25 protein-coding genes and 1 riboswitch are annotated in these 26,772 nt (G+C 64.8%); of the genes, 9 read left to right on the forward strand and 16 right to left on the reverse strand.

The window, feature by feature from the left end:
• Nucleotides 1-20: 20 nt before the first annotated feature.
• The 3 genes from AYK61_RS18065 to AYK61_RS18075 are packed head-to-tail and all read right to left on the reverse strand — an operon-like array spanning nucleotide 21 to nucleotide 2,943.
• Nucleotides 21-1,211, reverse strand: a complete 1,191-nt coding sequence (locus AYK61_RS18065; RefSeq protein WP_121871827.1) for an NAD(P)/FAD-dependent oxidoreductase — start codon at nucleotides 1,209-1,211, stop codon at nucleotides 21-23.
• Nucleotides 1,208-2,599 (reverse strand): cytochrome P450, encoded by a 1,392-nt coding sequence (locus AYK61_RS18070; RefSeq protein ID WP_121871828.1) that lies wholly within the window; start codon nucleotides 2,597-2,599, stop codon nucleotides 1,208-1,210. Before AYK61_RS18070 ends, AYK61_RS18065 begins: the two co-directional genes overlap by 4 nt.
• Nucleotides 2,600-2,622: 23 nt before the next feature.
• Nucleotides 2,623-2,943: a 2Fe-2S iron-sulfur cluster-binding protein gene (locus AYK61_RS18075; RefSeq protein WP_121871829.1), complete on the reverse strand. Its 321-nt coding sequence runs from the start codon at nucleotides 2,941-2,943 to the stop codon at nucleotides 2,623-2,625.
• Between the two features lie 97 nt (nucleotides 2,944-3,040).
• Here AYK61_RS18075 and AYK61_RS18080 point away from each other — a divergent pair, with 97 nt between their 5' ends.
• Entirely contained in the window at nucleotides 3,041-4,051 is a 1,011-nt protein-coding gene (locus AYK61_RS18080) for an AraC family transcriptional regulator (RefSeq protein ID WP_183130343.1), read from the forward strand.
• 11 nt (nucleotides 4,052-4,062) lie between these two features.
• On the opposite strand, the gene AYK61_RS18085 is transcribed toward AYK61_RS18080, so the two are convergent.
• Genes AYK61_RS18085 through AYK61_RS18095 form a run of 3 tightly spaced genes read right to left on the reverse strand, consistent with a single transcriptional unit; the run spans nucleotide 4,063 to nucleotide 8,170 of the window.
• Entirely contained in the window at nucleotides 4,063-5,952 is a 1,890-nt protein-coding gene (locus AYK61_RS18085) for a galactan 5-O-arabinofuranosyltransferase (RefSeq protein ID WP_121871830.1), read from the reverse strand.
• Between the two features lie 5 nt (nucleotides 5,953-5,957).
• Nucleotides 5,958-6,722, reverse strand: a complete 765-nt coding sequence (locus tag AYK61_RS18090) for a decaprenylphospho-beta-D-erythro-pentofuranosid-2-ulose 2-reductase (protein ID WP_121871831.1) — start codon at nucleotides 6,720-6,722, stop codon at nucleotides 5,958-5,960.
• Nucleotides 6,719-8,170: an FAD-binding oxidoreductase gene (locus AYK61_RS18095; protein ID WP_121871832.1), complete on the reverse strand. Its 1,452-nt coding sequence runs from the start codon at nucleotides 8,168-8,170 to the stop codon at nucleotides 6,719-6,721. The genes AYK61_RS18090 and AYK61_RS18095 overlap by 4 nt, the downstream gene beginning before the upstream one ends.
• A 47-nt stretch (nucleotides 8,171-8,217) precedes the next feature.
• On the opposite strand from AYK61_RS18095, the gene AYK61_RS18100 reads away from it, so the two are divergent.
• A complete protein-coding gene (locus AYK61_RS18100) occupies nucleotides 8,218-8,736 on the forward strand; it encodes a GtrA family protein (RefSeq protein WP_121872870.1) in 519 nt (172 codons plus the stop codon).
• Between the two features lie 183 nt (nucleotides 8,737-8,919).
• Here AYK61_RS18100 and AYK61_RS18105 read toward each other — a convergent pair whose 3' ends face one another.
• Both AYK61_RS18105 and rfbA read right to left on the reverse strand, forming a co-directional pair.
• Nucleotides 8,920-9,504 (reverse strand): dTDP-4-dehydrorhamnose 3,5-epimerase family protein, encoded by a 585-nt coding sequence (locus AYK61_RS18105; protein WP_121871833.1) that lies wholly within the window; start codon nucleotides 9,502-9,504, stop codon nucleotides 8,920-8,922.
• A complete protein-coding gene (gene rfbA, locus AYK61_RS18110) occupies nucleotides 9,501-10,373 on the reverse strand; it encodes a glucose-1-phosphate thymidylyltransferase RfbA (protein WP_121871834.1) in 873 nt (290 codons plus the stop codon). The genes AYK61_RS18105 and rfbA overlap by 4 nt, the downstream gene beginning before the upstream one ends.
• 226 nt (nucleotides 10,374-10,599) lie before the next feature.
• Between rfbA and rfbB the strand changes: the two genes are divergently transcribed.
• The 5 genes from rfbB (at nucleotide 10,600) to AYK61_RS18135 (ending at nucleotide 15,388) form a co-directional block, all read left to right on the forward strand.
• Nucleotides 10,600-11,604: a dTDP-glucose 4,6-dehydratase gene (gene rfbB, locus AYK61_RS18115; RefSeq protein WP_121871835.1), complete on the forward strand. Its 1,005-nt coding sequence runs from the start codon at nucleotides 10,600-10,602 to the stop codon at nucleotides 11,602-11,604.
• A 23-nt stretch (nucleotides 11,605-11,627) separates the two neighbouring features.
• Nucleotides 11,628-11,778, forward strand: a riboswitch (cobalamin riboswitch).
• Between the two features lie 100 nt (nucleotides 11,779-11,878).
• Entirely contained in the window at nucleotides 11,879-12,850 is a 972-nt protein-coding gene (locus AYK61_RS18120) for an ABC transporter substrate-binding protein (RefSeq protein ID WP_121871836.1), read from the forward strand.
• Nucleotides 12,850-13,932: an iron ABC transporter permease gene (locus AYK61_RS18125; protein WP_121871837.1), complete on the forward strand. Its 1,083-nt coding sequence runs from the start codon at nucleotides 12,850-12,852 to the stop codon at nucleotides 13,930-13,932. Before AYK61_RS18120 ends, AYK61_RS18125 begins: the two co-directional genes overlap by 1 nt.
• Entirely contained in the window at nucleotides 13,929-14,699 is a 771-nt protein-coding gene (locus AYK61_RS18130) for an ABC transporter ATP-binding protein (protein WP_397485490.1), read from the forward strand. The genes AYK61_RS18125 and AYK61_RS18130 overlap by 4 nt, the downstream gene beginning before the upstream one ends.
• Complete coding sequence (locus AYK61_RS18135) at nucleotides 14,696-15,388, forward strand: (2Fe-2S)-binding protein (RefSeq protein WP_121871839.1); 693 nt, start codon at nucleotides 14,696-14,698, stop codon at nucleotides 15,386-15,388. The genes AYK61_RS18130 and AYK61_RS18135 overlap by 4 nt, the downstream gene beginning before the upstream one ends.
• On the opposite strand, the gene AYK61_RS18140 is transcribed toward AYK61_RS18135, so the two are convergent.
• From AYK61_RS18140 to AYK61_RS18160, 5 genes are read right to left on the reverse strand one after another with little or no spacing between them, the layout of a single operon-like run.
• Nucleotides 15,385-16,221: a glycosyltransferase family A protein gene (locus AYK61_RS18140; protein WP_121871840.1), complete on the reverse strand. Its 837-nt coding sequence runs from the start codon at nucleotides 16,219-16,221 to the stop codon at nucleotides 15,385-15,387. The genes AYK61_RS18135 and AYK61_RS18140 overlap by 4 nt on opposite strands.
• A complete protein-coding gene (locus tag AYK61_RS18145; RefSeq protein WP_121871841.1) occupies nucleotides 16,218-16,685 on the reverse strand; it encodes a GtrA family protein in 468 nt (155 codons plus the stop codon). Before AYK61_RS18145 ends, AYK61_RS18140 begins: the two co-directional genes overlap by 4 nt.
• The gene (locus AYK61_RS18150) at nucleotides 16,682-17,623 is read right to left on the reverse strand and encodes an NAD(P)-dependent oxidoreductase (RefSeq protein WP_121871842.1); all 942 of its coding nucleotides are present in this window, start codon (nucleotides 17,621-17,623) and stop codon (nucleotides 16,682-16,684) included. The genes AYK61_RS18145 and AYK61_RS18150 overlap by 4 nt, the downstream gene beginning before the upstream one ends.
• Nucleotides 17,620-18,648, reverse strand: coding sequence for a glycosyltransferase (locus tag AYK61_RS18155; protein WP_183130461.1), 1,029 nt, complete (start codon nucleotides 18,646-18,648; stop codon nucleotides 17,620-17,622). The genes AYK61_RS18150 and AYK61_RS18155 overlap by 4 nt, the downstream gene beginning before the upstream one ends.
• 14 nt (nucleotides 18,649-18,662) lie before the next feature.
• A complete protein-coding gene (locus AYK61_RS18160; RefSeq protein ID WP_121871843.1) occupies nucleotides 18,663-20,915 on the reverse strand; it encodes a hypothetical protein in 2,253 nt (750 codons plus the stop codon).
• Between the two features lie 191 nt (nucleotides 20,916-21,106).
• Here AYK61_RS18160 and AYK61_RS18165 point away from each other — a divergent pair, with 191 nt between their 5' ends.
• Together AYK61_RS18165 and AYK61_RS18170 are read left to right on the forward strand one after the other, a co-directional pair.
• The gene (locus AYK61_RS18165; protein WP_183130344.1) at nucleotides 21,107-22,084 is read left to right on the forward strand and encodes a DUF418 domain-containing protein; all 978 of its coding nucleotides are present in this window, start codon (nucleotides 21,107-21,109) and stop codon (nucleotides 22,082-22,084) included.
• Nucleotides 22,085-22,252: 168 nt separating this feature from the next.
• Nucleotides 22,253-24,145 carry a glycosyltransferase gene (locus AYK61_RS18170; protein WP_121871845.1) on the forward strand — a complete coding sequence of 631 codons (1,893 nt, stop codon included), beginning with the start codon at nucleotides 22,253-22,255 and terminating at the stop codon, nucleotides 24,143-24,145.
• Here AYK61_RS18170 and AYK61_RS18175 read toward each other — a convergent pair whose 3' ends face one another.
• From AYK61_RS18175 to AYK61_RS18185, 3 genes are read right to left on the reverse strand one after another with little or no spacing between them, the layout of a single operon-like run.
• The gene (locus AYK61_RS18175; protein ID WP_121871846.1) at nucleotides 24,146-25,009 is read right to left on the reverse strand and encodes a TylF/MycF/NovP-related O-methyltransferase; all 864 of its coding nucleotides are present in this window, start codon (nucleotides 25,007-25,009) and stop codon (nucleotides 24,146-24,148) included.
• Between the two features lie 51 nt (nucleotides 25,010-25,060).
• Nucleotides 25,061-25,972 carry a glycosyltransferase gene (locus AYK61_RS18180; RefSeq protein WP_183130345.1) on the reverse strand — a complete coding sequence of 304 codons (912 nt, stop codon included), beginning with the start codon at nucleotides 25,970-25,972 and terminating at the stop codon, nucleotides 25,061-25,063.
• Nucleotides 25,956-26,762: an ABC transporter ATP-binding protein gene (locus AYK61_RS18185; RefSeq protein WP_121871847.1), complete on the reverse strand. Its 807-nt coding sequence runs from the start codon at nucleotides 26,760-26,762 to the stop codon at nucleotides 25,956-25,958. Before AYK61_RS18185 ends, AYK61_RS18180 begins: the two co-directional genes overlap by 17 nt.
• Nucleotides 26,763-26,772: the final 10 nt, after the last annotated feature.

A 26,772-nucleotide genomic window follows, 5' to 3' on the forward strand; every position in this document is an offset into this window, starting at 1 on the left:
TGGCGGCGGTCGTCGAGTTCCTATCTGACCAATTCGGCGAGTTCGACTGTGGAATGCTCGGCGATCTTCTTCTTGCTGTTCATGAAATCGCGCGGACGGTTGATGCAGTCTGCGGCGATGAGTTGGCCGCTGCGGAGGTAGTAGCAGGTGAAGTCGCGATCGCGCTCCGGGTCGCCGTTGATGACGACCTCGTCGTATCCGGTGTTGAGGCCGGCGATCTGAAGCTTGAGGTCGTACTGGTCGGACCAGAACCACGGAAGCGCGGTGATGGTGGCGGACCCTCCGGTCATGGTCGACGCCGCCACCTTCGCGTGTTCGATTGCAGCGGAGACGCATTCGAGGCGAACGCGTCGGGAGTAGCGTGGAACCTCGAAGAAGGCGCAGTCACCGGCGGCGACGATGTCGGGATCGTTGGTGCGTGCCCGATCGTCGATGACGATTCCGTTCTCGACGGTGATTCCTGCCGATTCGGCGAGCTCGGTGTTGGGCACGATGCCCACGCCGATGACGACCAGATCTGCCGGTAGGGTGTCTCCGCCGGCCAGCACGACCTCGCGCACGTGGCTGTCTCCGCGGAACTCCTCCACGAGGGCCTGCGTTCGAATCTCTACGCCCGCCTCGCGGTGGATTCGGGTGAAGAACTCTGAGACCACCGGTGCGGTGACGCGTTCCAGAACACGCTCCGCGGCCTCGACGACGGTGACATCGAGACCCGATGCCCGGAGGGACGCTGCCGTTTCCAATCCGATGTAACCGCCGCCGACGACGACTACCCGTGTGCCCGGCGTCGCGGCCGAGCGTAGCGATGCGGAGTCGGCGGCGGTGCGCAGGTAGTGGATGCCCGCCAAATCTGCTCCGGGAGTTGCCAATCGGCGAGTTCGCGCACCGGTGCACAGGGCGAGCTTGCTGTACGACTGCGTGACTCCGGTATCGAACGTGACCGTGCGAGCCTCACGATCGATGCTGCTCACCGAACCATCGACCAGCTCGATGTTCTGCTTGTCGTAAAAGTCCGCACCGCGGATTGCCAGAGCCTCCAATGTGGAGGTGCCGGCCAGATAGGCCTTCGACAACGGGGGACGTTGGTAGGGCAATGTCCCCTCGTCACCGATGAGAACGACATCCCCCGCCCACTTCTCGCGCCGCAGATGTGCGGCGAGCTGAGCGCCGGCGTGGCTGGCGCCGATGATCACCGCACGATCAGTCGTCACTGCGCCTGCACTTTCGGGGTAAGCGTGACCATCATCTTTGCGATACCCCGCACGAAGTTCGATTGAACGTATTCGGGTTCACCGACCACCTCGATGTTCTCGAAGCGAACCAGGAGTTCTTCCCAGAGGATTCGGAGTTGCATCTCGGCGAGCCTGTTGCCCATGCACCGGTGCACGCCGAACCCGAACGCGATGTGGTTGCGGGCGTTCTTGCGGTCGATGACGAAGTCGTCCGGCCGATCGAACACGCGCTCGTCGCGGTTGCCGGATGCGTACCACATGACCACTTTGTCGCCCTTGCGGATGAACTGGCCGTTCAGGATGGTGTCTTCCTTCGCGATCCTGCGCATGTAGGCCAGCGGGGTCTGCCAGCGGATGATCTCCGACACCATGCCGGGCACGAGATCGGGATTCGCCTTGAGCTTGTCGAACTGATCGGGAAACTCGTTGAGCGCCAACACTCCACCGCTCATCGAGTTACGTGTGGTGTCGTTGCCGCCGACGATGAGCAGGGTGAGATTTCCCAGGAACTCCAGCGGCCGGTCGATGAGGTCCTTCGTGTCGTCGTTGGCTTGCAGCAACGAGATCAGGTCGAAGCCGGGCTCTTCTCCTGCTGCTTTCCGAGCGGCCTTGTCGTGCCAGAGAGCGCTCAGCCCCTTGGCTGCGTCGACCATGGCACCGAACACCTCGTCGTTGTCCGAGGGGCCACCGTTCGTCTGTTCCATTGCCGTCGCCAGGTCCGACCACTCGACGAGCTTGTGTCGCTGCTCGTACGGGAAATCGAGCAACGTCGCCAGCATCCGTGCCGTGAGTTCGACGGACACCGTGCGAACCCAATCGAACGACTGGTTCACGGGAAGGTTGTCGAGGACTTCCTGAACCCGGGACCGGATCAGGTCCTCCATCTCGCGGAGGTTTTTCGGGGCCACCACCCCTTGGACCGCGGCGCGCTGAGAGTCGTGACGCGGGGGGTCCATCGCGATGAACATGGCGATATCCATGAAGCGCGGAGGCTTGCCGATGATGATGAACGGCTCCGCCGAGAACACCTTGTGGTTCTTGTCGACGGCGATGATGTCGGCATGTCGGGTGACCGACCAGAACGGCCCGAACGGGCTGTTCGGCTGGAAGTGCACCGGCGCTTCGTTGCGGACGCGCTCGAAGTACGACTTCCAGAGCCCCTGGCGGTACAGAAACGGGTTACTCAGGTCGATATCGGCGAGATCGACCTCGTCGACGGGCGGTATGGGGGTCTCGGTGAACATGACCTGGCCGTCGGTGCGGGTCACGATCCGGCGCGTCTTGTCGTAGAGGTGCGCGCCGCGGATCTGCAGTTCCATCGGGATGACGGATCTCGCGGTGGTCGCGACGGTGTCGGTGATACTCATTTTTCTCTCCTCCGGGCCGCAGGTCAGATCTGGAATTCGGGAACGCGAACGGTCAAGCCGTCCCAGGATTCGCGCGCGGTCATCTGGCACGACAACCGAGATGTCGGTTCACGCTCGGGGTTCATGGCGAGCATGTCTTCCTCGACCTCGTCGTTGGTGCCGACGACGTCGCTCCATGCGCTGTCGACAACGACGTGACAGGTTCCGCAGGCTGCTTCGCCGCCACAGTCCCCGTCGATACCCGGGATTGCGTTGTCGACGGCAATCTGCATGAGGGATGTGCCCTCGGTCAGCGGCGCCTCGTGCTTCTCGCCGTCGTGCGTGACAAAGGTGACGTCGGCCATGGTGTTCTCCTCGCTGAGTAACTGTGTTCCAAGTCTCTCTGCGACGGGGTTCCCGAACCAGGCTCGAACGCGTCGTTTTGTTGTTAATTTGGCTCACGTGGGAGTCGTGGAGTCCGGAGTGCCCCCGCTTGCCTTCGCACAGCTGCTCGGCAGCGGCGCGCTGGGCGAGCGGGCCGAGGCGGCGTTCCGACGCATCCTGGTGCGTGACGGCGTCAGCATGACGGAGCTGGTCACCCGCGACGGCCAGGTGCCGCTGCGGTGGTTTCGGGAGGTGTACCCGGACCTCGACCGCCAACAGGGGTTCCGGCTCGGCGCGACGTTCGCGCGATATGTGCAGCCCACGTCGTTCGGCCGACTCAGTCTTCCGCTGATCAGTGCCGGATCGGTGGCAGAGATGGTCGAGTTGCTCGAGTTCCTCCCTCTGATCTCGACGGCTCTCGCCGTGCACATCCACCACACCGATCGAGGGTTGACCATCGGACTCGCCGGGCGCACGGGGGACGACGGACTCGACAGCATCGCTGTCGCGTACGCCGGTTCGTGCCTTCTTCGTTTGATCGGCATGCTCGCCGGCTCCGCGCACGCGGTCGAACTTCACCTCGATATCCCGGCCCCGGAGCGGGATACGCTCGACGACGACGAGATCCGGAGCATCGTGTTCGATGCGCCGTCACCGTTCGTCTTCGTGCCTGCGGCCATCCTCGCCGAGGCGTGCCGGTTCTCCGATTCGTTGTCGTATCAACTCGGGATCGCGGAACTGAAGAAGGCTGTCGACGGCCGTCGTACGAAGTCGTACACGGACACCGTGCGCGCGCTGTTCGACGCCGACCGCGACTGCACGAACTGTGCGCACTGTGCGCGGAGAATGGCCACCTCGACCAGTACCCTCAAACGGAAACTCGGCAACGAGGGAACCACGTTCCGTGCGCTGCGCCAGGCGTTCCTTCAGGAGCGCGCGACCGTGCGTCTGCTCGACAGTTCGGTGACGGTAGGGGAGATCGCTGCCGAACTCGGCTACAGCGACGTCGCCAGTTTCTCGCACGCCTTCACGCGATGGACCGGACGCTCACCGAGGGAATTTCGATCTCACACCGCATCGCCGAGGTAATGCGGTCGCGTTCAACTCGTGCGCACCACCAGAGCGAAGGGGCCGATATCGGTCACGGTGAAGCGTGGGTCCTCGAACAGTGAATCGGGGAAGGTGACGGTGTAGCGGCGCACGTTCGGGTCGTTCGGGTAGACGTCCTCGGCCAGTCTCAACGTGTAGCCGTCCGCGCCGCGGCGGAACAGGAACGCATCCGGCGCGCGCCACTGGCTGGTCTCCAGCGCGTCCACCAACTGATCGGGCGTCTCGAGTTCGGTCCACTGCTCGATGGCCTCGGCCCGCTGATCGAACTGCGCCAGTGGGTTGGCGTAGTGCGAGGTCAATCCCTGGAAGCCGAAGTACGGGTAGTAGCTGAGGAAAGACGTGTCTGCGGTCAGTACGACGGTCTCGTCCCGCGGACGCTGGGTCTGCTCGGTCAAGGCGGCGTCGACCTCGCGGTAGTACGAGACCGCGCTCGGCGGACGCATGTCGGCGCGGGTGCCGTCACCGTCGGTGTCGGAGTACGCGACGGTGATCTCGGTCTGCAGTACCTGGGGGATGTTCTGCGCGTAGGTCATGGCACCGATGGCCGCTACGACGACAGCGGCGATGCGGAACTTCGGTGGCTCGTTGATTGCCTGATAGATCGCGTGACTGCCTTCGAGGAAGCCGAAAACGCCCGCGCTGCCCAGCAATACGATCAGCACCGCTTCGAGACGGAACGAGAGCAGGGTGGTGCCCGCCGCCGTCGCGGCCATGGACAGCAGAGTCCACAGGTAGATCGATACGACGCCGACGCCGAGTGCCTGCGCTCGGCGTGAGGACGAGAACCGCACCGCCACCCACACTGTGCCGATGAGGCACAGCACGCCCATCAGGGAGAACTCGAACATCGGGAAGGGAAGCGTCGCACCGGCTTCGGGCAGGTAGTGCAGTGCCGTGCCCGATGTGGACGGTGCGCCGCGCAGGAAGTCGATCAGATACGGCAGCCACACGGTCGCGGCGATGAGGCCCGAAATCGCAGCGATTGCGGCGACCTTGATCGCGATGGGAACCAGTACTTTCCAGGACCTCCGCTCGCGATAGGCGAGGACGGCGGCGAACAACGCCATGAGTACGACGGTGAACGCCGCCAGACCGAGATACAGGGTGTAGAACGTCGCAGCCAGGCCGAGGAAGAGTCCGGTGCCGACCACCGCTCCCCACCCGCCCGATGCAGTGCGGTGCAGCGCTCCCCACGCGAGGACCAGTGCCGGAGCGAAGAGCATCACGATCACGGCGCTGTATGCCTCGGGGGAGGCGTGGGCGACGACGAGTGCGGTGGTGACGGCGCTGACGGCGACGGCCCAGTCGGCTCGGATGAGGGCCTTCCACAGCACGAATGACACGACGGCGGTAACGGCTAGCAGCCCGATTGCGTAGGGCTTGAACACTTCCCAGCCGTCCATGCCCAGGATGTTGCCCACGCGTCCGCCGAGCCAGAACCAGCCTGCGGGGTAGAACGGCGGAATGTCGGCGTACGTCATGTCGCGCAACGACGCCGAATCGGTCAGCCGCGTCAGGTATTCGGTGCGAAACTCCTGGTCGACGGAGATGCCGAACAAGTAGAGCTTGGTTGCAGCCAGCGGCATCCCGAGGGTGACGGTGACGAATCCGCTCAGCCCGATCCACGCCGCGAGCCGAGCGATCCACGGCCACTTGTGAATCCGGTACAGGTAGATCGACGTGGCGAACAGTGCTGCCGCAACCACCTGGCCGAGCGTCGTGATGGCGCGAGTGACGTTGGACGAGTTGAACGCAGGCCACTGAACCAGTGAGAAAGCGTACAACCCGACCGCCGCCACCACGACGGCGACAAGAACACCGGCAGCGATCTCGCCGACGGCAGAGGCGGTTCTCCGAGCCGGTGCAACCCCGATTGTCATCGAAATCAGATGGGCAGCTTGCGGAAGATCGGCCGCGGTACGTGCCGCAGCACCATCATCACCAGACGCCAGGGCGCGGGAGTCCAGATGAGCGGAGTGCCCTTGCGCGACGCGTTCACCGCGAGCTTCGCGATGACCTCCTTGTCGACCGTCATCGGGGCTTCCTTGACGTGCGCGCTGAACTTGGTGCGCACCATACCCGGGCGAACCACGGTGACCCGAGGTCCGAACTCGCGCAACGCTTCTCCGAGTCCGAGGTAGAACCCGTCGAGTCCTGCCTTGGTGGAGCCGTAGACGAAGTTGGAGCGGCGAACCCGCTCGCCTGCCACCGAGGACATGACGATGATGCGGCCGTAGGCCTGCGCCTTCATCTTCTCGCCCAGCAACACGCCGACCGAGACGGAGGCGGTGTAGTTGATGTTCGCGGCGAGGACGGCCTTGCGCTGGTCCTGCCAGAGCTGCTCGGCATCGAAGTCGACGGCGAAGGCGACGATGGCGACGTCGACGTCACCCTTGGCCCAGGCGGCGTCGATGACCTTCGGGTGCGAGGCGGTGTCGAGTGCATCGAAGTCGATGACGTCGACGGCCTTCGCGCCCTTGGCCGTCAGCTGTGCGACGGCGCTCTCGCGAAGCGGATCGTTCGGCAGCGCGGCGAGGATGACACGTGCCGGTGACTTCGACAGGTACTCCTCGGTGATCGCGAGACCGATCTCGCTGGTGCCACCCAGAACCAGAATCGTCTGGGGGTTACCGACGGCATCTATCGTCACAGCAGTTCCAACCTTCTTGCCATATCGGAGGCGAAAACGCCTGTGGGGTCAACGGATCGGCGAACCTTGATCCATTCGTCGATCCGCGGGTACATCGAGTGGAAGGTCTCGGCGTCGGTGCGCGAGTCCTTCGCGGTGTAGAGACGACCACCGAACTCGAGGACGCGCTTGTCGAGCTCGCGGACCATCTCGTTGAGACCTGCCTTGATCGGGAAGTCCATCGCTACGTTCCAACCGGCCATCGGAAAGCTCAGCGGCGCTTTGTTTCCCGGCCCGAACAGCTTGAAGACGTTCAGTGCCGAGTACTGGCCCGAACGCTGGATGAACCGGATGATGTCCTTGAACTCTTCGAGCGCCTCGGTCGGAACGAGGAACTGATACTGCAGAAATCCCTTGGGGCCGTAGCCCCTGTTCCACTCACCGACGAGGTCGAGTGGGTGGTAGAACTGCGTGAGGTTCTGCACCTTGCCGGTGTAGTTACCGCCCATTCGATAGTAGGCCTCGCCGATCATGCTCATCGACAGCTTGTTCAAGCCGCTGATCGGAAAGACGTCCGGCACCGTCAACAGCTGAGGTGCGTCGAACTTGAGCGGATCCTTCTGCAGCTTCGCGGGAAGTTCGTCGAACTTTGCCAGCGAGCCGCGAGTGATCGTCGCGCGGCCGAGCTTGGGCGGGCCGCTCATGACGTCGAACCACGCGCTCGAGTACGTGTAGTTGTCCTCGGTTCCGTCCTGGTGAGCGGCGACGGTCTCGTTGAGGCTCTCGGTGCGGATGCCGTCATTGATGAAGTAGGCCGTTTCCGTCGGCGTCATCTCGATCGTCGCGCGCAGGATGATGCCGGTCAGGCCGTTGCCTCCGACCGTCGCCCAGAAGAGTTTGGCGTTCTTGCCCGACGGCGTCAGGTGGCGGATCTGACCGTCTGCAGTGAGCAGCTCCATCGAGCGGACGTGGTTGCCGAAGCTACCCGCGCTGTGATGGTTCTTGCCGTGGATGTCGCAGCCGATGGCACCACCGATCGTGACCTGGCGCGTACCCGGCAGCACCGGTACCCACAGTCCGAACGGCAACGCCGCCCGCATCAGCTGGTCGAGGCTGACGCCACCGTCGAGATCGACGATGCGCGTCGACGTGTCGATGCTGTAGATGCGGTTCAGTGCCGTCATGTCGATGACGAGGCCGCCGGAGTTCTGCGCGTTGTCACCGTAGGAGCGGCCGAGGCCGCGAGGGATGACACCGCGTCGCAGGTAGGACGGCTTGGAGTCGTTCTGCTCGGCGACCTGCTTGACCGCGTTCGCGATGAGCTCGGGGTCGGAGGTGGCGAGCACCTCCCCGGTCGAGCGCGCGGTGCGGCCGAATCCGGAGATTGTGCGGGTCTGCGTGGGTAGCGGCGCAGTGTTCCCGGCCTGTGGTTCCAGGGGGAAGAGTGCGTCGTCGGCTGTCGTGGACATCGCTCAAGAGGGTACCCGCACCGCAGCAGCGGCTAGTGTCAGTCCTCGTGTCCACCCCCGACCGCTCCGCAGAAGAAGGCTCGACGGACGACGACTGGTCGCCCCAGGACGAAGAGTTGCAGCATCACGTCCCGCTGCCCGTCGAGCTGCCGCTGACCGAGAACATCGCCGACGCAGCCCTCGATCTCAAGACGCAGGTGCTGCGGTTCCTGGCGACGGGTGTGCTGTCGGCGATCGTCGACCAGGGCGTCAACCTGATCCTGCATTTCGTGTTCGGCGTCGGTGTGACGCTGGCCAAGGCGATCGGCTTCGTACTCGGAACGACGACGGCCTATCTGATCAACCGCCGCTGGACCTTCAACGCGGCTCCGTCACGGGCCAGGTTCTTCGCCGTCGTCGCGCTGTACGGCGTCACCTTCGCCGTCCAGGTCGGCATCTACACCTGGCTCTACCAGGCTCTTCCCGACGGCTTCTGGTACGCCAACGTGGCCTTCGTCATCGCACAGGGCACGGCGACGGTCATCAACTTCCTCGTTCAGCGATTCGTGATCTTCAAGATCCGCTGAGCCTCCGGGTTCGCCCCCGGGTTCGCCCCCGGGTTCGCAAGCGCGGGTTCGCCCCAGGGTTTCGCAAACGCGCGCGCACTTGCTGAACGCGCGCATTCTCGTCAGCGGTCAGGGGCGATTCTGCGCGCGCCTGACGAATGCGAGCGCGTTTGCCCGATCTGGGGTGGCCGCCTCGTCCCCCGCTCACGACAAGTCCGGCAGGTCTCCTCGTTCGAGGGCTTCGGCGAGGGTGGGGGCGGCTTTGTCTTTGTCGGAGAGTTCGTAGGTCAACGGTGAGCCGTCGCGGGCGGTGGTGGGCCAGTCGATGCCCAGGGCCGGGTCGAGGGGGTTGATGTCGCGGTCCAGGGCCGGGGTGTACTCGAGGCTGCACAGGTACATCACGGTCGAGTTGTCCTCGAGGGAGAGGATCGCGTGGCCGAGTCCTTCGGACAAGAAGACCGCTTTGCGGTCGATGTCGTCGATCAGAACCGAATCCCACTGCCCGAACGTCGGTGACCCGACCCGCAGATCGACGATGACATCGAGGAACGCTCCGCGGGCGCAGGTGACGTATTTCGCCTGCCCGGGCGGGTTGGTGGTGAAGTGAATCCCGCGCAGGACCCCGGCGGCGGAGACCGAGCAGTTCGCCTGCAACAGGTCCAGCGACCGCCCGGTCGTCTCCTCGAAGAGGCTGGCTTTGAACCATTCGAAGAACACACCGCGATCGTCACCGAACTGACGTGGGGTGTACTCGTAGGCACCGGCGATGCTCAGCTCACGAAAGGTCATCGGTTCCCTCGGTCGATCAGATCGAGCAGGTAGGTGCCGTACCCGGACTTGACGAGTGTCTCCGCCCGGGCGCGGAGTTCGTCGTCGGTGATGAATCCGCGTCGCCACGCCACCTCTTCGGGGGACCCGATCTTCAATCCTTGGCGTTGCTCGATCGTGCGGACGTAGTTCGAGGCGTCGAGGAGGGAGTCGAAGGTGCCGGTGTCGAGCCAGGCAGTACCGCGCGGCAGGACTTCGACCTGGAGGCGGCCGGCGTCGAGGTAGTGGCGGTTGACGTCGGTGATCTCGTACTCCCCGCGGGCGGACGGCTCGAGGTCGCGGGCGATGGCGATGACGTCGTTGTCGTAGAAGTACAGGCCCGGGACGGCGTAGTTCGATTTCGGGGCGGCGGGTTTTTCTTCGAGGGAGATGGCTTTTCGGTTCGCATCGAATTCGATGACGCCGTAGGCGGTGGGGTCGGAGACCTCGTACGCGAATACGGCTCCGCCGTCGATGGTGTCGAAGCGGGACAGTTGGGTGCCCAGGCCGGGTCCGTAGAAGATGTTGTCGCCCAACACCAATGCCGCGGAGTCGGTGCCGATGTGTTCGGCACCCAACACGAATGCTTGGGCGAGGCCGTTCGGCTCGTGTTGGACTTTGTAGGTCAGTTCGATGCCGAATTGGGAGCCGTCGCCGAGCAGGCGGGTGAATTGGTCGGCGTCCTGGGGTGTGGTGATGATGAGGATCTCGCGGATCCCGGCCAGGATCAGTGTCGAGAGCGGGTAGTAGATCATCGGTTTGTCGTAGACCGGGACCAGCTGCTTGCTGACGCCCATCGTGATCGGATGAAGACGCGAGCCCGTGCCGCCCGCCAGAATGATTCCCCGCATGACCGCGAAGTCTTCCAGACCCTCCGATCACCCGCTCGGTTGTGCTGTTCCAACGCGTACGGGATTCGAAAGGGCAACTTTCACTCCACTCGAATGTCTCATCGCCGGGAACCTCCCCGCCGGGGCGTCGAGTGGAGCATTCCGTGCAGCGGCACCCTCACCGGAGTGGCCTGTGGACCAAGACATGAACAGCCCGCACGAGCCTCCGCCGGTAAAGTGCCTGTTCATGAGAATTCTCGTCACGGGTGGGGCCGGGTTCATCGGCGCGAACTTCGTACATCAGACCCTCGCGCAGCGCCCCGACTCCCAGGTCACCGTGCTCGACAAGCTCACCTACGCAGGCAACAAGGCCTCCCTCGACCCGGTGGCCGATCGCATCGACTTCGTCCACGGAGACATCGCCGACGCCGACCTCGTCGACCGCCTCGTTCGCGAAACGGATCTGGTCGTGCACTTCGCCGCCGAATCCCACAACGACAACTCGTTGACCGACCCGTGGCCGTTCGTACACACCAACGTCATCGGCACCACCACCCTGCTCAACGCGGTCCGCGAACACGACGTCCGCTACCACCACATCTCCACCGACGAGGTCTACGGCGATCTCGAACTCGACGACCCGGCGCGGTTCACCGAATCGACCCCGTACAACCCGTCGAGCCCGTACTCGTCGACCAAGGCCTCGAGTGATCTGCTGGTGCGCGCCTGGACCCGCTCGTTCGGCGTCCGGTCCACCATCTCCAACTGCTCGAACAACTACGGCCCGTACCAGCACGTGGAAAAGTTCATCCCACGCCAGATCACCAACATCCTCAGCGGCTCCCGCCCCAAGCTCTACGGGGCAGGTCAGAACGTGCGCGACTGGATCCACGTCGACGATCACAACAGCGCCGTCTGGGCCATCATCGACGGCGGACGCATCGGCGAGACCTACCTCATCGGAGCAGACGGCGAGGCGAACAACCGCACCGTCCTCGAAGCGATCCTTGAGGAAACCGGCAACGCGCCCGACGCCTTCGATTTCGTCACCGACCGCCCCGGCCACGACCTGCGCTATGCCATCGACTCGACCAAGCTGCGTACCGAATTGGGTTGGACGCCAACCTATGTCGACTTCCGCGCCGGCCTGAAAGCCACCATCGGCTGGTATCGCGACAACGAACAGTGGTGGCGACCGCAGAAAGACGCCACCGAGGCCGTCTACGCGGCGAAAGAGTCCGTACTGCCCTGACCGACACGGGAGGCGCGCTCACACGGGTTCGACACGGTGATGCATACTGCGAGGCGAACACAAGCAAGCCAGTCGCAATGGGGGAAGCCGGTCGAAATCCGGCGCTGACCCGCAACGGTGGGCCACCGACACAGGTGGCGAGCCCGATTACCCAGCGACCGGTGTGCGACACACCTACTCGTCGTGGTCTACGAATCGGCAGTCCTGCGCGTGGCTGCTTCGTGCTGCGCACCCGACTTTCATTTCGTGGCTCTGAGCTCCAAGTGAGGTCCTCATGTCACGCTCCGCCTACATCGCCGTTCTCTCCGCGGCTGTCCTGCTCGCCGGGTGCTCCCGCGGTGACGCCCCCGCCGATGCAGCGCAGACAGCATCGTTCGATCAGCCCGTCGAGGTGACGAACTGCGACATCGTGCAGCGGTTCGATGCCCCGCCTCAGCGCATCGTTTCGATGAACGACCACGTCACCGAGGTCCTCATCGAGATGGGCGTTGCGGATCGGATCGTCGGGATGGGGTATCGCAATGCCGTTCCGACGCCGGAGACGGCCGACGAGTTCGCGTCGATAGACGGCCTCGCCGACGAGTATCCGACCAAGGAGCAGATCCTCGACCTGGACCCGGATCTCGTCGTCGGCGGCATGCGCAGCGCGTTCGACGACAAGGAAGGTCGCTCGCGCGCGTCGTTCGCCGAGCTCGACATCCCGACGTTCCTGTTCTCCGAATATTGCGGCACAGGTCTCGCCGATATCGGCATGCTGGAGACGGACTACGCGCAACTGGGCGACATCCTGGGTGTTGCCGACGCGGCGCGGGGCATCACCTACGGCGTGATCAGCGGGCTCGCCGAGATCGACGACGCGCTCGCCGGCGTCGCCCCCGTATCCACGTTCTTCTACGACTCGGGCGAGAGCGAGCCCACGACAGTCGGGGGCGTGGGCGTCGGGCAACTCATCGCCGATCACGCCCGAGCCGAGAACATCTTCGTAGAGGGAGACCGGCCGTACCTGGGTACGACGTGGGAACTCGTCGGCGAACGGGCCCCCGAGGCCATCGTGGTTCTCGACTACGGCGATACGTCCGCGCAGGGCAAGATCGACTTCTTGAAGAGCCAGCCGATCATGGCGACGACGCCGGCGGTGCAGCAAGCCAACTTCGTGGTCGTTCCGCTCGACGACTTCTTCCAGAGTCCGCGGCTCGTCGGAAGCGCCGAGACCATTGCGCGCGCACTGCATCCCGAGCGCTTCTGATGAGCGCGCTATTGGACAGACCCGCCGTCGTCGCAGTCCGGAGCACGCGATCGTCGCGCACCGGCTACGCCGTGATCCTGCTCCTGTCGTCGGCAGCGTTGCTCGCATCCATTGCGGCGGCCGTCTCGTTCGGGTCGGTGAGAATCCCCATGGGCGACGTGTGGGCCATCGTCGCGCACCGTCTCGTGCCAGGCGCGTTCGAGTCGTGGTGGACCGAGGCGCGTGCGGTGATCGTCGTCGATTCGCGGCTTCCACGGTCGTTGACCGCCGCGGTGGTCGGTGCGTCCCTCGCCCTCGCCGGCGGTGTCGCGCAGGCGGTTACGCGAAATCCGTTGGCCGATCCGTACCTGCTCGGCGTGTCCTCGGGTGCAGGTTTCGGTGTCGTGATGGTGATGACGCTCGGCATCGGCGCGGGTGCACTCGGCGCGTTCACCGTGCCTGCGGCCGCGTTCGTCGGTGCGCTGATCCCGTTGTTCTTGGCGCTCGCGATCGGCGGTCGATACCCACACTCGACGGCGATCGTCCTGGTCGGTGTCGCAGTGGGCAGCGTGTTCACCGCTCTCATCACCTTGACGCTGCTCGTGTTCGCGGACGAGCGAAGCCTGAGCGGTGTACTGCATTGGCTCGCGGGTGGTTTCGGTGATGCCCGCTGGTCGACTCTCGTGTTCCCCGTGCTGGCGTTGATCGGTGTGGGACTACTCGTCTCGATCAGCGCGCCCAGGATGGACCTGCTCAAGACAGGGGACGACGGAGCGGCCGCGCTGGGGATGAACGTACGCCGGTTCAGGATGTTGCAACTGCTGGCCATCTCCCTGCTGGCGGGTGCAGCTGTATCGGTCAGTGGCGGAATCGGATTCGTCGGACTGCTGGTGCCGCACCTCGCCGGATACGTCGTCGGCTCCCGTGCCGTCAGGCTGCTGCCCGTGGCGGCGTTGTTCGGTGCGATAGCCCTCGTCGGTGCCGACACGCTCGCACGCTCGATCACGCAGAGCACCGAGGTTCCGGTAGGAGTGATCACCGCGCTCGTCGGCGCACCGATCTTCGTGTTCATGCTGTATCGCCGCTACGCACGGGAGATCTGATGCGGTTGTCCGTGCGGGAGTTGTCCACGCGATTCGGGTCGCGAGAGGTACTGCGCAGTGTGAACTTCGACGTTGCTCCCGGTGAGGTGCTCGGTCTCGTCGGCCCGAACGGGTCCGGGAAGACGACAGCACTGCGGTGTTGCTATCGAGCTCTGACTCCCTCTGCCGGAACAGTTCTCGTCGACGGCGTCGATGCGCACACCATGAAGCGATCGGAGCTGTCGCGGACTGTCGGCGTCGGAACCCAGGAGCCGCAGGCCTCGGTCGGTCTGACCGTCCGCGAATCCGTAGCGCTCGGCCGCGTGCCGCACCGCGGTTGGTTCGACCGCCCTACCTCGTCCGACGACGACATCGTCACCGCAAGTATGGGCCGCGTCGATCTGCTCGCGTTGGAGAGTCGCGACGTCGGGTCACTCTCCGGCGGTGAGCGGCAGCGGGTGTCCATCGCGCGCGCCCTGGCGCAGCGGCCGCAGATACTGTTGCTCGACGAGCCGACCAACCATCTCGACCTACGGCAGCAGTTGATCGTGATGAATGCGGTTCGCGACCTGGCCGCGGATGGGTTGGCCATCGTCGTGACCGTGCACGATCTGCGGCTGGCGGTGCAGTATTGCCACAGTCTGGCTGTCCTGGACGGTGGAGCCGTGGTGGCGTCGGGACCGACCACCGATGTTCTCGATGATCGGTTGCTCGCCGACGTGTTCGGCATTCGCGCGACCGTCCGTACAGGACCGCCGCCCACCATCGACATTCACGGGTTGGCATGAACATCTACGCGCTTGCAGCGCAGCGAGTTCCGAGTGTTCAGCAGTACCTCGACGGGCCGTTCGATCTCAGTGCGACGGTCATGCTCGACGGCGAGTGGTTGCGGGCGCGAGTCGACGACACCGGCCGCCGGTGGCAGCGCACCGACGCGCGAGTCAACGGGACTCTGTGGTGGTATTCGGCCAGCTCGACGATCGCGTTCGTTGCCATCGCCGCAGCGATGGTCACGGGTGAGTCGGCAGATCCACGACTGTATGGTGCGCGTTGCTTCCTGCGGCCGGACGGATACCTGGGCGGAACGGTGTCGGACAGAGTTATCGAGGTCTCGGCATTGCCCGAGGCACTGACCGAGACGTTCACCGGCATCGTCGACGCGTTGGCGGCGGCGTCGGGGGCGCGCAGGCAAGCGCTGTGGGCAATCGCCTCGGATTCGATCGCCAATCGAAGCGTGGATGTGGCTGTGGCGCTGGGTGATCAGGCACTCGGCAGTGACTTCGCAGCATGGCTGATCGGGGAGATGGCTGCAACGCTTCCGAAGCCGCGCTTCGTCGACGTCGGTGGACGACGTTTCACGCAGCGTTGCTCGTGCTGCCTGCTCTACGAGACGGGCGGAGCAGGCAAGTGCACCAGCTGCCCGCGTCGATCGCCGTCGGACAGGTTGCGGGGTCTCGAGGCCGCCGCGCGACACTAGCTACTGCGCGACATCCGATGGCGCAGCAGCAGATACACCGCGCGACGCATGAACGACGTCATCAGCGCCTTGGCGTTGCCGATGCGAACGTCGTTGTCGGACAACAGGCTCGGGTCACTGGCCTGCAGTGAGCGGTGGAAGTCCGCGGCCTGACGTGCCTGCTGTGTCGCCAGTTCCACGCTCCACTGCCCCGAGTTGATGCGGAACGACGCCAATGGCTGTGGGATGGCCACGATATCACCGCGAAGGGCGACTGCGATGAAGGTGGCCTGGTCGATCAGGTAGGGATGACTGTTGTCCCACAGTCCGATCTCGCGGAGTTCCGCGAGCTTCATCATGACGCCGCCGGGTTCGCCGAAGATGTTGGCACCGGCCCGAACTGCGGTTCGGGCGGCGACTCGGCCCGAGACCGTGCCGTGGAGACCGCCGAGCCCGCGGGCGGCGATGACGGTCTTGCCGTAGGCGTCGATCAGCGTCCGCTGCGAGGCGACCAGAACGGCGGACGGGTTGTCGTCGAACGCCTGCACCTGGATGGCCAACGCGGTGGGCGCGATGGTGTCGTCGCCGCACACGAGTTTGATCAATTCTCCCGTGGCCTCGGCGGTCACGCGATTCCAGTTGGCTTGCGCGCCGCCGCCGGTCGGGGTGGTCAGGAGGCGGATCCGTGGGTCGTCGAACTTCTGTGCGACGGCGAGGGTTCCGTCGGTCGACGAATGGTCGGCGATGACCAGCTCGAAGTCCGTGAACGTCTGGGCGAGAATCGAATCGATGGTCTCGGCCAGATACTCGGCGTTGTTGTACGCGGGAACGACTACGGAAACACGGGGCGTCATGATGTGGGGGCCTGGCTCTTTCTGCGAAACGAGAAGTCGCGGTAGCCGAAGAAGCTGACGACTGCCATCACTGATGTGACGACCAATTGTGAAGGAATGGGCGGGAAGTGGAAGACGGAGACGGCGATCGTCATCAGTGAGATGTTGGCGACGAACGCGCCGAAGTTCACGACGAAGAACCGCATCAGGTCGCGTAGGAAGTGCCCCCGCACACGGAACACCAGGTACCGGTACATCGCGAACGCGCACAGCACGTTGCAGAGATAGCCGAGCACGATCGCGGCGTGGTAGCCGTACTGCTCACCGATCAACAACTGCCACAGGATGAACCAGGCGGTACCCAATGCGGTGTTGACGCCGCCGACGAGCAGGAACGCGATCTTCTGATTCTTGACGATGCGCATCAGCGGCCCCGGCGCGCCGTTCATGCCTGCCGGGGGAGCAGGGGTTTGTGGTTCGGTCATCGACCGGCCCCCAATGCCTGACGCGTCGCGAACAGGGTGGAGGCGATGCCTGCGGGCAACGTTCGGTGCGTTCGACGATCGATCTGCGGCCAGACCGTCGACCGAAGCCGTAGATCGCGACCTTGGAACACCGCGAGTGGGGACGCCGCCAGCACCACGTTCGGTCGACGGCGGAACACCGTCCGGCACGCTCCGAGGATCGAGCCGATGGTGACGGCCTCACCGGAGGCGAAGATCTTGATCGTCGGCGAGAGTCGTCGCGTGGCCGACATTGCGAGGGTGTCGGCAACCATCTCGGCCGCGTCGGACACGTAGAGGTAGTCGCGCAACGTGTCCATCGGCACGTAGATGGAGACGGGGGAGGCCATGAGGTATCCGCGGCACAGGTGCGAGATGAGGCCCTGCGGTTTCGCGAGGTTCTGCCCAGGCCCGTACAGATTCGCGAACCGACCGATGGCCACATTGATGCCGGTGCGTTCACCGAACTCGGTCGCGATGGCCTCGGACTGCAGCTTCGCGAAGCCGTAGTCGCCCAACGGAACCGGGTTCGTTCCTTCGTGATGCGGGGCTCCGGTCGCGCCCGCGTAGACGCCACCGGCGGACGAGGCGAGGAACACGGTTCCGGTGCCCGCGCGGTCGGCGGCGACAGCCTCGATGCGCGCCAGAACGGTTCGGATCAAACCGTTCTCTTCGGCGAACTGCGCTGCGCTGGTTCCGTTCACGCCCGCGCCCGCGGCCCAGATCACGTTCCAGGTGCCGTTGGAGAAGGAATCGAAGAATTCCGAACAGCGCTGCAGCAGAGCCTGTTCGGCAGAGGCTGTGTCCGCCCACGGGATGGTGCTGGTGTGCACCCGATGTCCGCGACGTCCGGCCTCCCTGGTCACCGCAGCGCCGAGTAGTCCGCCGCTGCCGACGATCCACGTGTGCGTCGCGGTCACGCCGGCGGTGCAGGTTCGGTCGATGGCGCGGTACGACCGAGCGGGCCGTTCCCCGGATCGGTGACGATCAGGTACGGCGGTTTGCCCATGGCGGTCTTGACGTTGACGCCCACGTACTCGGCCACCACACCGAGGGAGAACAGTGTTGCCCCGAAGCCGAACAACAGAATCACCATCGTCGACGCCCAGCCTCGCACCTCGGCACCCGAATCGAAGACGAAGTACGACACCAGCACGTAGGCCACCAGAATCAGGCCGAGTACCGCGAAGGCGATGCCGATGAAGCTGACCAGCCGCAGGCCCTTGGTGCCGCTCGAGAGCACCATCCGCCAGAAGTGCGAGAGCAAGGTGCGCAGTCGGTAGCCCGATCGACGGTCCACCTCTTCGCGCAACGCCACCGGGCTGGTCGTGACGTCGCCCGCTATCCACCCGAGTGCGATGTCCAGGTACGCCTCGGAACCGGCGTAGGCGGCGACGGAGCGACCGACCTCGCCGAGCACCAGGCGGTAGCTCTGATAGTCGACGGTGTTGTCCCCGGCCAGGGCCTTGGCGATCAACCATTTTGCGCCGCGAGAGGCGGTATTGCGCCACAGTCCATGCGGTGCGACGTTGGTCGGCTTGGCGTAGACGACGGTGGACTGCTGGTCGAGGGCGGTGTCGAGCATGCCGCCGATGGCCGCCGGGTCGTGCTGGCCGTCCTCGTCCATCGTGACGATCCATTCGCCGCCGCTCGACGCCATGCCGGCGAGAGTGGCGGGGTGCTGACCGAAATTGCGGCTCAGCCATACACCGCGAACGAAGGTATGCGCAGCGGTCAGCCGCCTGATCACCGCAGCGGAATCGTCGGGTCCGTGATCGAAGACGAGCAGAACTTCCTCGACGATCATCGGACGCCCGACGGGGGTATGCGTCACCTGCGTCAGCGGAAGAATCTCGTCCATCAACGCGCTGAGGGTCCGCTCACCTTGGTAGACCGGCACCACGATCGAGATGCGGTGCGGATCAGCAGCAGCAGCGTCGGACATCACGAGGTCTGAGCCTAACTGCTCTTGGCGTCACCATCGAACTCCGGCGCGGCAGGGCTTCTGCGTCGTCGCACATCGAGCACCACCAGACCGACCAGCAGCATCACCCCGCCCGCCATCGCGGCGAGTCCGAGACGTTCGCCCGGCGGCCGGAAGGTGATGTGCAGATCTGCGTTCTCGGTGCCGGGCGGCAGGTCGACGTAGAGGAAGATGTCGGCCAACCCCTTCGTCTGCAGCTCTTCACCGTTCAGCGTCGCGGTGTAGCCGGGCCAGGCCAGACGCGAGAACACGACGCTGCCGCCGTTCGGTGCGCTGACGTCGACGTGTTCCGAGTCCGCATCGGACGATCGGGGATCGGCCGTAGCGTTCACGGTCGCGACGACGCGTCCCGACGTGGCGGGAATCAACCCGTCGACGCGTTCGAGGACGTAGATCTGGCGAGCGGACTCGGGCGTGGGAGCGGTCACCCACTGCCAGCCTGCGGGTGCGGGCCGGGAGTTCGCGAGCGGATACTGGTTCTTCTGCAGCACGATGCGGTCGAGTTGCATCAGGTCGGCATAGGTCCGGCCGGTGTACGGCTCGATCTCGAAGACTCGCTGGAAGGCGTCCGTGCAGGTCGATCCCTCGTGCTCGAAGCACAGCAAGTTGGCGAAGTCGAGATAGCCGACGGGGGTGTAGGCGTTGACGTAGTCCAGGCCCATGATCTTGGCGGAGTTGCCGTACACCTGGGAGTGCCAGGGCAGCCGGGGGTCGTCGGGTTCGTCGGCTTCGGTCTCGGTGAGTGCGCGGCTGCCGAGCTGCAGCGTCGCGCCCTGCCACCGCGGGAACTCGGCCTTGGCCTCGGATTGGGACGCCGGCAGCCACCACTTGGCGAACGGCGGTTCGTAGGTGGCCACCTGGTACATCGCCACCGGCGCGATGGTCACCAACAGCAGTGCCGCGGTGGCGCGAGTGGAGAAACGGTGGGCCAACAGCAGCGCGAGTGCTCCGACGAGCAGGATCACGAGCGCAGCGAGCACGTGGCGGCCGAAGATCTCCGGGCCCGAAGAACCGGCGCGCAGCAGCAGCACCAGCGTCAGCAGACCGGCCGCGAGCAGCCGGGGCCGCAGCTTGTCGAGAGTTCCGTACCGGCTGATCAGAGTGACCACGAGAATCAGCGCGACGAGGGCGACGAACGGCAGGATGCGGGCGGGCCAGCGGATCGGCCCGATGTCGCTGGGACCTGCGGTGAAGATCAGGGCGAACGCCAACATGATCAGCGGGGCTGCCAGCTCGCGCAGGGCGGCGGGCACCCGACGCCAGGCGATGAACGCCAGCGCGGGCACCACGAACCAGGCGATGTAGGTGACCGGCGATTCGGTAGTCTCACCCGCCCAGGATTCGATGCTCGTCACCGCCGTCGGGATGCTCGCAGTAAGCGATTCCGACCACGGTGCCGTCAGGAAGTTGTCGTTGAACGTGCCCTCGTCGCCACTACGCCAGGTGACAGCGGACGTGAGCACGCCGGGCAGGAAGGTGACGGCCCCGCAGGCCGCGGCAGCGATACCGACCGCGCACACCTTCAGCGCCGGACGCCACAGCCGCTGGAACAATCGTTCGCCGATCGCGACGGATCCGATCATCACTCCGGCCATCACTGCGGCGTGGACGTATCCCACGCTGATGGCGAGGTAGAGGAAGACGAACGGCACGATCGGGCCGGACCGGCCGCGGGCGTAGGACACCGAGCTCGCCCACGCGTTCATGATCCACGCGGTGCCCATCAGCGCGGTCACCCACGAGGTGTTCTCGAAGAACAGCGTGAAGCCGACGAACGGTGCGCTCGCGCCCGCCACCGCAGCCCAGTTCGCCCGCGCTCCGTAGGCGAGAGCGACACGAAAGACGCCCCAGGCCAACAGAATCGAGAAGCCGAGTTTGACGACCGTGGCCAGCAGCACCAGGTTGTCGATCGACGGCGAGATGTAGTTGATCGCCATTTGCACGGGATTCCACAGGCCGCCCTGGCCCTCGACCGGGTAGTTGCCGGCCATCCACTGATCGAGCACCAGCGAGGGGAAATGCCCGTCGCGCATGATGCGTCCGAGCTGAAGCCAGTTGGGTACGGCCCCCGATTCGGTGTCGTCGATGTAGAAGAAGCGGGGATCGACGCTGAGCACCAGGAGATAACCGAGGACGACGACTGCAGCGACCGCTGCTCCCCACGCGAGGCGCTCTCTCCTGCTGTCGGGCAGGGCGGCGCGCGCGATCTGTGTATCCGTGGGGGTCAAGGGTCAACTCCGTGAGTTCGGGCAAAGACACTCGACTGTAGCTCTCGAGGTGTCCGGGAACCGAAACGTCGACGCGTGTGACCCGCAGTTCGCCGCCGGTCGATGAAACAGTGCACGATCATCCGAGCGAACGATCGAACTCATCCGCTCGGTCGATGCGCATCGACCCCCGAGACCGAAGAGTGTTCATCATGACTCGATATCACTTCATGGACTCGCTGCGCGGATTCGCGCTGTTCGGGATTTTGCTGGTCAATGTCCTGGACATCACCGAAATTTCCGCGGCGAGTACAGGCCGGGCCCTGCTCGATCACACGGTTCAATCAAGGTTCGTCCCGATCTTCACCCTGTTGTTCGGCGTTTCCATGTATCTGATCGCCGACGGTGCCCGACGCCGCGGTGTGGGTGCATGGCAGCCGCTGGTTCTTCGATTGCTCGGACTCGGACTGATCGGGGTGGTGCACTCGTTTGCGTACTCGGGCGACATTCTCCGCATGTACGCGATCGTCGGACTGCTCGTGCTGCCATTGGTCGTCTGGGCTCCAGCCCCGGTCAACGTAGTCGTCGGCGGTGCCTTGACCGTGGTGAGTTTCGGTTTCCTCGGCGGGGGAGTCGACTCGCTGCCGGGGTTGGTATTGGTCGGTGCGGGTGCTGCGCAGCTGGGAGTACCGGCGCTGATGGAGAAGTCTGTGGTTCCTGGGCTGGTTCTGACCTGCGCGGCGGGTGCGGCCGCAATACCGCTGATGATGTCCTACATCTCGGCGGGGGCAGGCGATCCGCGATTCTCCCTCCCCGGTGCGCAAGCAGGCCTGGCAATGGCGTTGGCATACATCGGAATTCTGGCTCTCGCGTGGCAATGGGCACCGATCCGTGCTGCGCTGCGAGCGGTGTTCGATCCACTCGGCAAGATGTCCTTGACGAATTACGTTTCCGCGTCGTTCGTCGTTCTGGTGGCCGCCAGGGTGTTCGGACTGTTCGATGCAGATTCGGTGTACCCAGCAATGGGCGTTGCAGTCGTGTTGATCGCTACGCAGTCCGTGTCGAGCCGAATCTGGTTGTCGAAATTTCGCTACGGACCACTCGAATGGATCCTCCGGGCCGTCACCTGGCGACGTCGCCCCCCTTTCCGTCGCGAGACTGCCCACGTTTCGACGACCAGCGCCGCATGAGGATCGACCGCGGGGCATAGTCGGATCTCCTGTCCGAACCGGACGAAGGAACTCGGCGCGGCGTGCATCGGACGGAACGGGATGGGCCTGTGCAACCATGGTCAGTGGTCTTCTTCTCACCACGGCCGCACAGCGTCATTACTCGAACTGGATGGGAAACTTCTCGGTATGGACGGCACTGCTCTCGATCGTCTCGGCTCCGCGTCGAATTTGTCGGCTGTTGCCGGCGGTGACGGTGAGCCCGAACTGACAGTCCAGAGACTGCTGTTCGACGGTCCGTCGCCCCTGGTCAGTGCCGATATGTACAGCTCTGTCGGCAAGGGCAATGCCGAGCGCACCCGCACGGGCGCTCGGATCGCCAAGCGCAGCGTGCTGCACACCAACAGCTACTTCGGACGGTTCCCGGCCAGCTACTGGCAGCGGTGGACCACCGTCACCGAGGTGGTGTTCCGGGCGACCGTCGCCGGTGCCGGTCGGATCGATCTGGTGGCCACGGATTACAAGGGCCACGAGCGCACGATGGCCAGTACGACGGTCGATTCCGCGAATGCGTCGACTCAGTTGGCCGTTCCCGTCGCCACCACGCAGTTCCTCGACGGCGGTGCGCTGTACGTCCGCTTCACCACCACATCGAGCGAGTTGTCGGTGCAGGACGCGGAATGGACCGTCGCCGCACCGGAGAAGCTGCGTCCCACCTCGGTGGTGATCTGCACGTTCAACCGCGCCGACGACTGCGCCAACACCGTCGCTGCCATGGCCGACGATCCCATCGCACTGCTCGGGGTCGACAACGTCTACGTCGTCGATCAGGGCACCGACCAGGTGCAGACGCGCGAGAAGTTCCAGCGCGTCGCGGCCGAGCTCGGCAGCAAGCTCGTCTACATCACTCAGCCCAACCTCGGCGGCGCAGGTGGATTCACACGCGGGCTCTACGAGGTGCAGGGCAAGGGCGGCGACCCGGCCAACGTGATCTTCATGGACGACGACGTGCTGTGCGAGCCCGAGGCGATCGTGCGCATGAACTCGTTCGCCAACATGACCGTCGAGCCGGCGATCATCGGCGCGCAGATGCTGTATCTGTTGCACCCCGATCGTGTGCATGTCGGTGCCGAGGTGGCGAACCTGCAGAAGCTCGAAGCCGGAGTGCACGTCAAGAACGCGATCTCGGACAAGAGTGCATTCAAGCGCAAGCGGCAGCAGGACGTCCGAGTCGACGCCGGCTACAACGGTTGGTGGTCGTGCCTCATCCCGTCCGAGATCGTCGGGCAGGTCGGATACCCGCTGCCGCTGTTCTTCCAGTGGGACGACATCGAGTACGGATACCGTTCTCGCGCAAACGGATTCGCGACCGTGACGCTTCCGGGCGCAGCGGTGTGGCATGCCGACTTCGCGTGGAAGGACTGGGACGAGTGGCACCGCTACTTCAACCTGCGCAACGGCATGATCACCGCGGCCCTGCACATCGAACTCGACGGCCGCGCGCTCGCCAAGCAGCTGTTCACCGACCTGCTGCGGTACCTGGTGTCGATGCAGTACGGCATGGCCTACACGCTGATCAAGGCCGTCGAGGACTTCCTGGCCGGACCTGAATACTTGCTCGACGGCGGAATGGACGCGGCCGGTTCCATCCGGCGGGAACGCGCCGCGTACGGAGAAACCAAGCGCCACAACGCGAACGAGGTTCCCGGGGTGCGTCCGGCCGACATGTTCATCACTCCGGCAGGCCCACCGCCGAAGAAGAGCATGGAATTCGCAGTGCTGGCCAAGCGCGTACTCAATCAGTGGCGCGGCACCGTCGATCCCGGTCCGGTTGCGATCTCGGCCGACGACGCGCACTGGTGGCACGTCTCGCTGTTCTCCCACGCGATCGTCACCGATCGCTCGCAGGAGGGTGTTCGAGTTCGCAAGCGCAACAAGGCTCATGCGGTCGAGCTGTTCAAGCGCGGTGTGGCGGCGCTCAAGCGCCTGCGTAGCGAGACGCCGACGGTCGCCGCGTCCTACCGCGCAGCAGTGCCGGAACTGACGAGCCGAGAGAACTGGGCTCGCCTGTACGGGCAGTAGCTATTTCGCGCGGACTGTCGGGGCGGTGCGAATGCGGACGACGACCTGTTCGTTGTCGGCGGTGTAGCCCAGGTAGTCGAACTCTGTGCCGGTGCGAGCGACGAATTCCGTCCACGCCCTGTACTCGTGGTTGCGCCAGCCGGGGAAGTTGAAGTACTCGTCGAACACGATGACGGTGCCGACGGCGAGTCGGTCGGCCACCAGATCCAGCACGGTGACCGTCGACGAGTACAGGTCTGCGTCCAGATGCAGAAACGCAAGCTTCTCGTGGTGACCCTTCAGAAAGCCCGGTAGCGAATCCTCGAACAGTCCGGGAACGATCTGCGCGCCCGGCACTTCGGGAATGCTCTCCTGCTCGAACAGCCCTTTCGGAAAGCCGGTGCGCCAGGTCTCGGGTAGGCCGGAGAACACGTCGAATCCGGCGACGACGGTGATGTCCTTACGTGAGCTCAATTCCTCGGCGATGATCTCGAGCGTCGTCCCGCTGGCCACGCCGAACTCGAGGGCCATGCCGCGAATGGAGACCTCGCCTAGCGCGAATCGCAGTGTCGCGTGGGGCCGCAGGAACGTCGGGGCCTGCGGCATCATCTCTTCGGCGAACTCGGCGCTCTGGGCGGCTGCTTCGACGTCGGACGCGTACGGGATGTCACGACGCATCCGCATCTCGAGGCCGCGGATGAACGCGTGCAGATCGTCGATCTCACGCCGTTGGCGTTCGAGGACGTCGAGCAATTTCGCCTGCTGATCGTTGGTCTGCTCGGCCAGCTGGGCGGTCTGCTGAGCCAGAACCTCGCCGATCGCTCGTTGAAGCTTCTCCCGTGCCGACGACTTGATGCGATCAGCGAGCTTCCGAGGTTCCGTCATGGGCACACGGTAGCGGTATCACGCGGGTCCGCGCACCCCATGGCGGCAGCGTCAGGGCCTACGAAAGTGTTCCCGACGCCCCAGCCCGCGCAGCCGGAACCATTCGGCAAGACCCTTCGGGTTGCGGGTGGTGATCAGGAAGAACCAGGTGAAGCGAATCCACTCCTGCGGCAGCAGCTTTCGCATGCCGGGCTGCGACATCAGGTAGCCGCGATTGCGGTACGTGAAGTAGCGCTTGGTCGCGTCCTCCGGGTACTGCGTGTGCATCCGGCCACCGAGGATCGGCTTGAACTCCTCGGCTCCGTTGGGGTGGACGTAGGCGGCGGTGAGGCAGGTGCCGAACTTCAGGCCCGAGCGCTGCAACCGACGGTGCACTTCCACCTCGTCGCCGCGGACGAACAGGCGTAGATCCGGCACGCCCACCGCATCGATCGTCGACGCCTTGAACAGGGCACCGTTGAACAGTGAGGCGATGCCTTCGAGGAGATCGTCGTTCGGGTTCGCCGGGTCGATCAACTCGGACCGCAGCCGACGCCATTCGACGCCGCGTCGTAGCGGGAACGCCAGGCGATCAGGATCCTCGATGTCGCAGACGACCGGCGACACCTCGTCCAGTCCATGCGCGAGCGCGCAGTCGTAGAGGGTTTCGAGAACCTTCGGGCCCTCGGGGCGGCCGTCGTCGTCGGCGAGAAAAACCCAATCGGCACCGAGGGAGAGCGCGTACAGAATCCCGAGCGCGAACCCGCCTGCGCCGCCGAGATTGTGCTGCGAGCCGAGATACGTTGTCGGCAGGTCGATCGATTCCACCAGTTCGCGTACGGCGGGCTCATCGGCGTTGTCGACCACGATCAGGTGATCGAGCGGACGCGTCTGCGCACCGATCACGTCCAGCGACAGAGCCAACAACTCACGCCGCTTGTGCGTGACGATGACCCCGATGATCCGGTCAGGCACCCGCTGCATCTTCCCGCTCGATTTCCTTCAAGATCTGCGCGACGTGATCGCCCGCGTCGTTGCCCTCGTATGCCCGGACCACGTCCTCGATGCCGCCCTGCTGGCGAATTTGGCCGTGATCGATCCACATCGCGGTGTCGCACAGCTGAGCCAGGAATTCGTTGGAGTGGCTTGCGAACACCAGGATGCCCGAGCGCTTCACCAGCTCCTGAAGTCGCAGCCGAGCCTTCTTCATGAACTCGGCGTCGACGGCTCCGATGCCCTCGTCGAGCAGCAGGATCTCCGGGTCGATGCTGGTGACCACGCCCATCGCGACGCGCACCCGCATGCCCGTCGAGTAGGTGCGCAGCGGCATGTCGAGGTAGTCGCCGAGTTCGGTGAAGTCGGCGATCTCGTCCATCTTCGCGAGCATCTGCTTGCGGGTCTGCCCCAGGAACAGGCCGCGGATGATGATGTTCTCGTAGCCGGAGATCTCCGGGTCCATACCGACGCCCAGATCGAACACCGGCGCGACGCGGCCGCGGATGGTCGCGCTGCCTCGCGTCGGCTCGTAGATGCCCGAGAGCAGACGCAGCAGCGTCGACTTGCCCGCACCGTTGTGTCCCACCAGTCCGACGCGATCGCCGTCCTTCAGGTTCATCGTGATGTTCTTGAGAGCCTCCACGACGACGACATCGGAAGAGTTGCGGTCGATCGCGCCACCGGCCTTGCCGAGGAACGCCTTCTTCAGCGACCGCGTCTTGGCGTCGAAGATGGGGAAGTCGACGCAGGCGTCGTGCGTGCTGATACTGATGGACAACTCGAATACC

Origin of the sequence: Rhodococcus sp. SBT000017 (genome assembly GCF_003688915.1) — a bacterium.
In the GTDB taxonomy this organism is placed as follows: domain Bacteria; phylum Actinomycetota; class Actinomycetes; order Mycobacteriales; family Mycobacteriaceae; genus Rhodococcoides.

Excerpts from the sequence above, each read along its gene's own strand:
- AYK61_RS18070 (WP_121871828.1), bottom strand. The coding sequence starts at position 2,599 with ATGAGTATCACCGACACCGTCGCGACCACCGCGAGATCCGTCATCCCG.
- AYK61_RS18075 (WP_121871829.1), bottom strand. The coding sequence starts at position 2,943 with ATGGCCGACGTCACCTTTGTCACGCACGACGGCGAGAAGCACGAGGCG.
- AYK61_RS18085 (WP_121871830.1), bottom strand. The coding sequence starts at position 5,952 with ATGACAATCGGGGTTGCACCGGCTCGGAGAACCGCCTCTGCCGTCGGC.
- AYK61_RS18095 (WP_121871832.1), bottom strand. The coding sequence starts at position 8,170 with ATGTCCACGACAGCCGACGACGCACTCTTCCCCCTGGAACCACAGGCC.
- AYK61_RS18105 (WP_121871833.1), bottom strand. The coding sequence starts at position 9,504 with ATGACCTTTCGTGAGCTGAGCATCGCCGGTGCCTACGAGTACACCCCA.
- rfbA (WP_121871834.1), bottom strand. The coding sequence starts at position 10,373 with ATGCGGGGAATCATTCTGGCGGGCGGCACGGGCTCGCGTCTTCATCCG.
- rfbB (WP_121871835.1), top strand. The coding sequence starts at position 10,600 with ATGAGAATTCTCGTCACGGGTGGGGCCGGGTTCATCGGCGCGAACTTC.
- AYK61_RS18120 (WP_121871836.1), top strand. The coding sequence starts at position 11,879 with ATGTCACGCTCCGCCTACATCGCCGTTCTCTCCGCGGCTGTCCTGCTC.
- AYK61_RS18125 (WP_121871837.1), top strand. The coding sequence starts at position 12,850 with ATGAGCGCGCTATTGGACAGACCCGCCGTCGTCGCAGTCCGGAGCACG.
- AYK61_RS18135 (WP_121871839.1), top strand. The coding sequence starts at position 14,696 with ATGAACATCTACGCGCTTGCAGCGCAGCGAGTTCCGAGTGTTCAGCAG.
- AYK61_RS18140 (WP_121871840.1), bottom strand. The coding sequence starts at position 16,221 with ATGACGCCCCGTGTTTCCGTAGTCGTTCCCGCGTACAACAACGCCGAG.
- AYK61_RS18145 (WP_121871841.1), bottom strand. The coding sequence starts at position 16,685 with ATGACCGAACCACAAACCCCTGCTCCCCCGGCAGGCATGAACGGCGCG.
- AYK61_RS18155 (WP_183130461.1), bottom strand. The coding sequence starts at position 18,648 with ATGTCCGACGCTGCTGCTGCTGATCCGCACCGCATCTCGATCGTGGTG.
- AYK61_RS18165 (WP_183130344.1), top strand. The coding sequence starts at position 21,107 with ATGACTCGATATCACTTCATGGACTCGCTGCGCGGATTCGCGCTGTTC.
- AYK61_RS18170 (WP_121871845.1), top strand. The coding sequence starts at position 22,253 with ATGGACGGCACTGCTCTCGATCGTCTCGGCTCCGCGTCGAATTTGTCG.
- AYK61_RS18175 (WP_121871846.1), bottom strand. The coding sequence starts at position 25,009 with ATGACGGAACCTCGGAAGCTCGCTGATCGCATCAAGTCGTCGGCACGG.
- AYK61_RS18180 (WP_183130345.1), bottom strand. The coding sequence starts at position 25,972 with ATGCAGCGGGTGCCTGACCGGATCATCGGGGTCATCGTCACGCACAAG.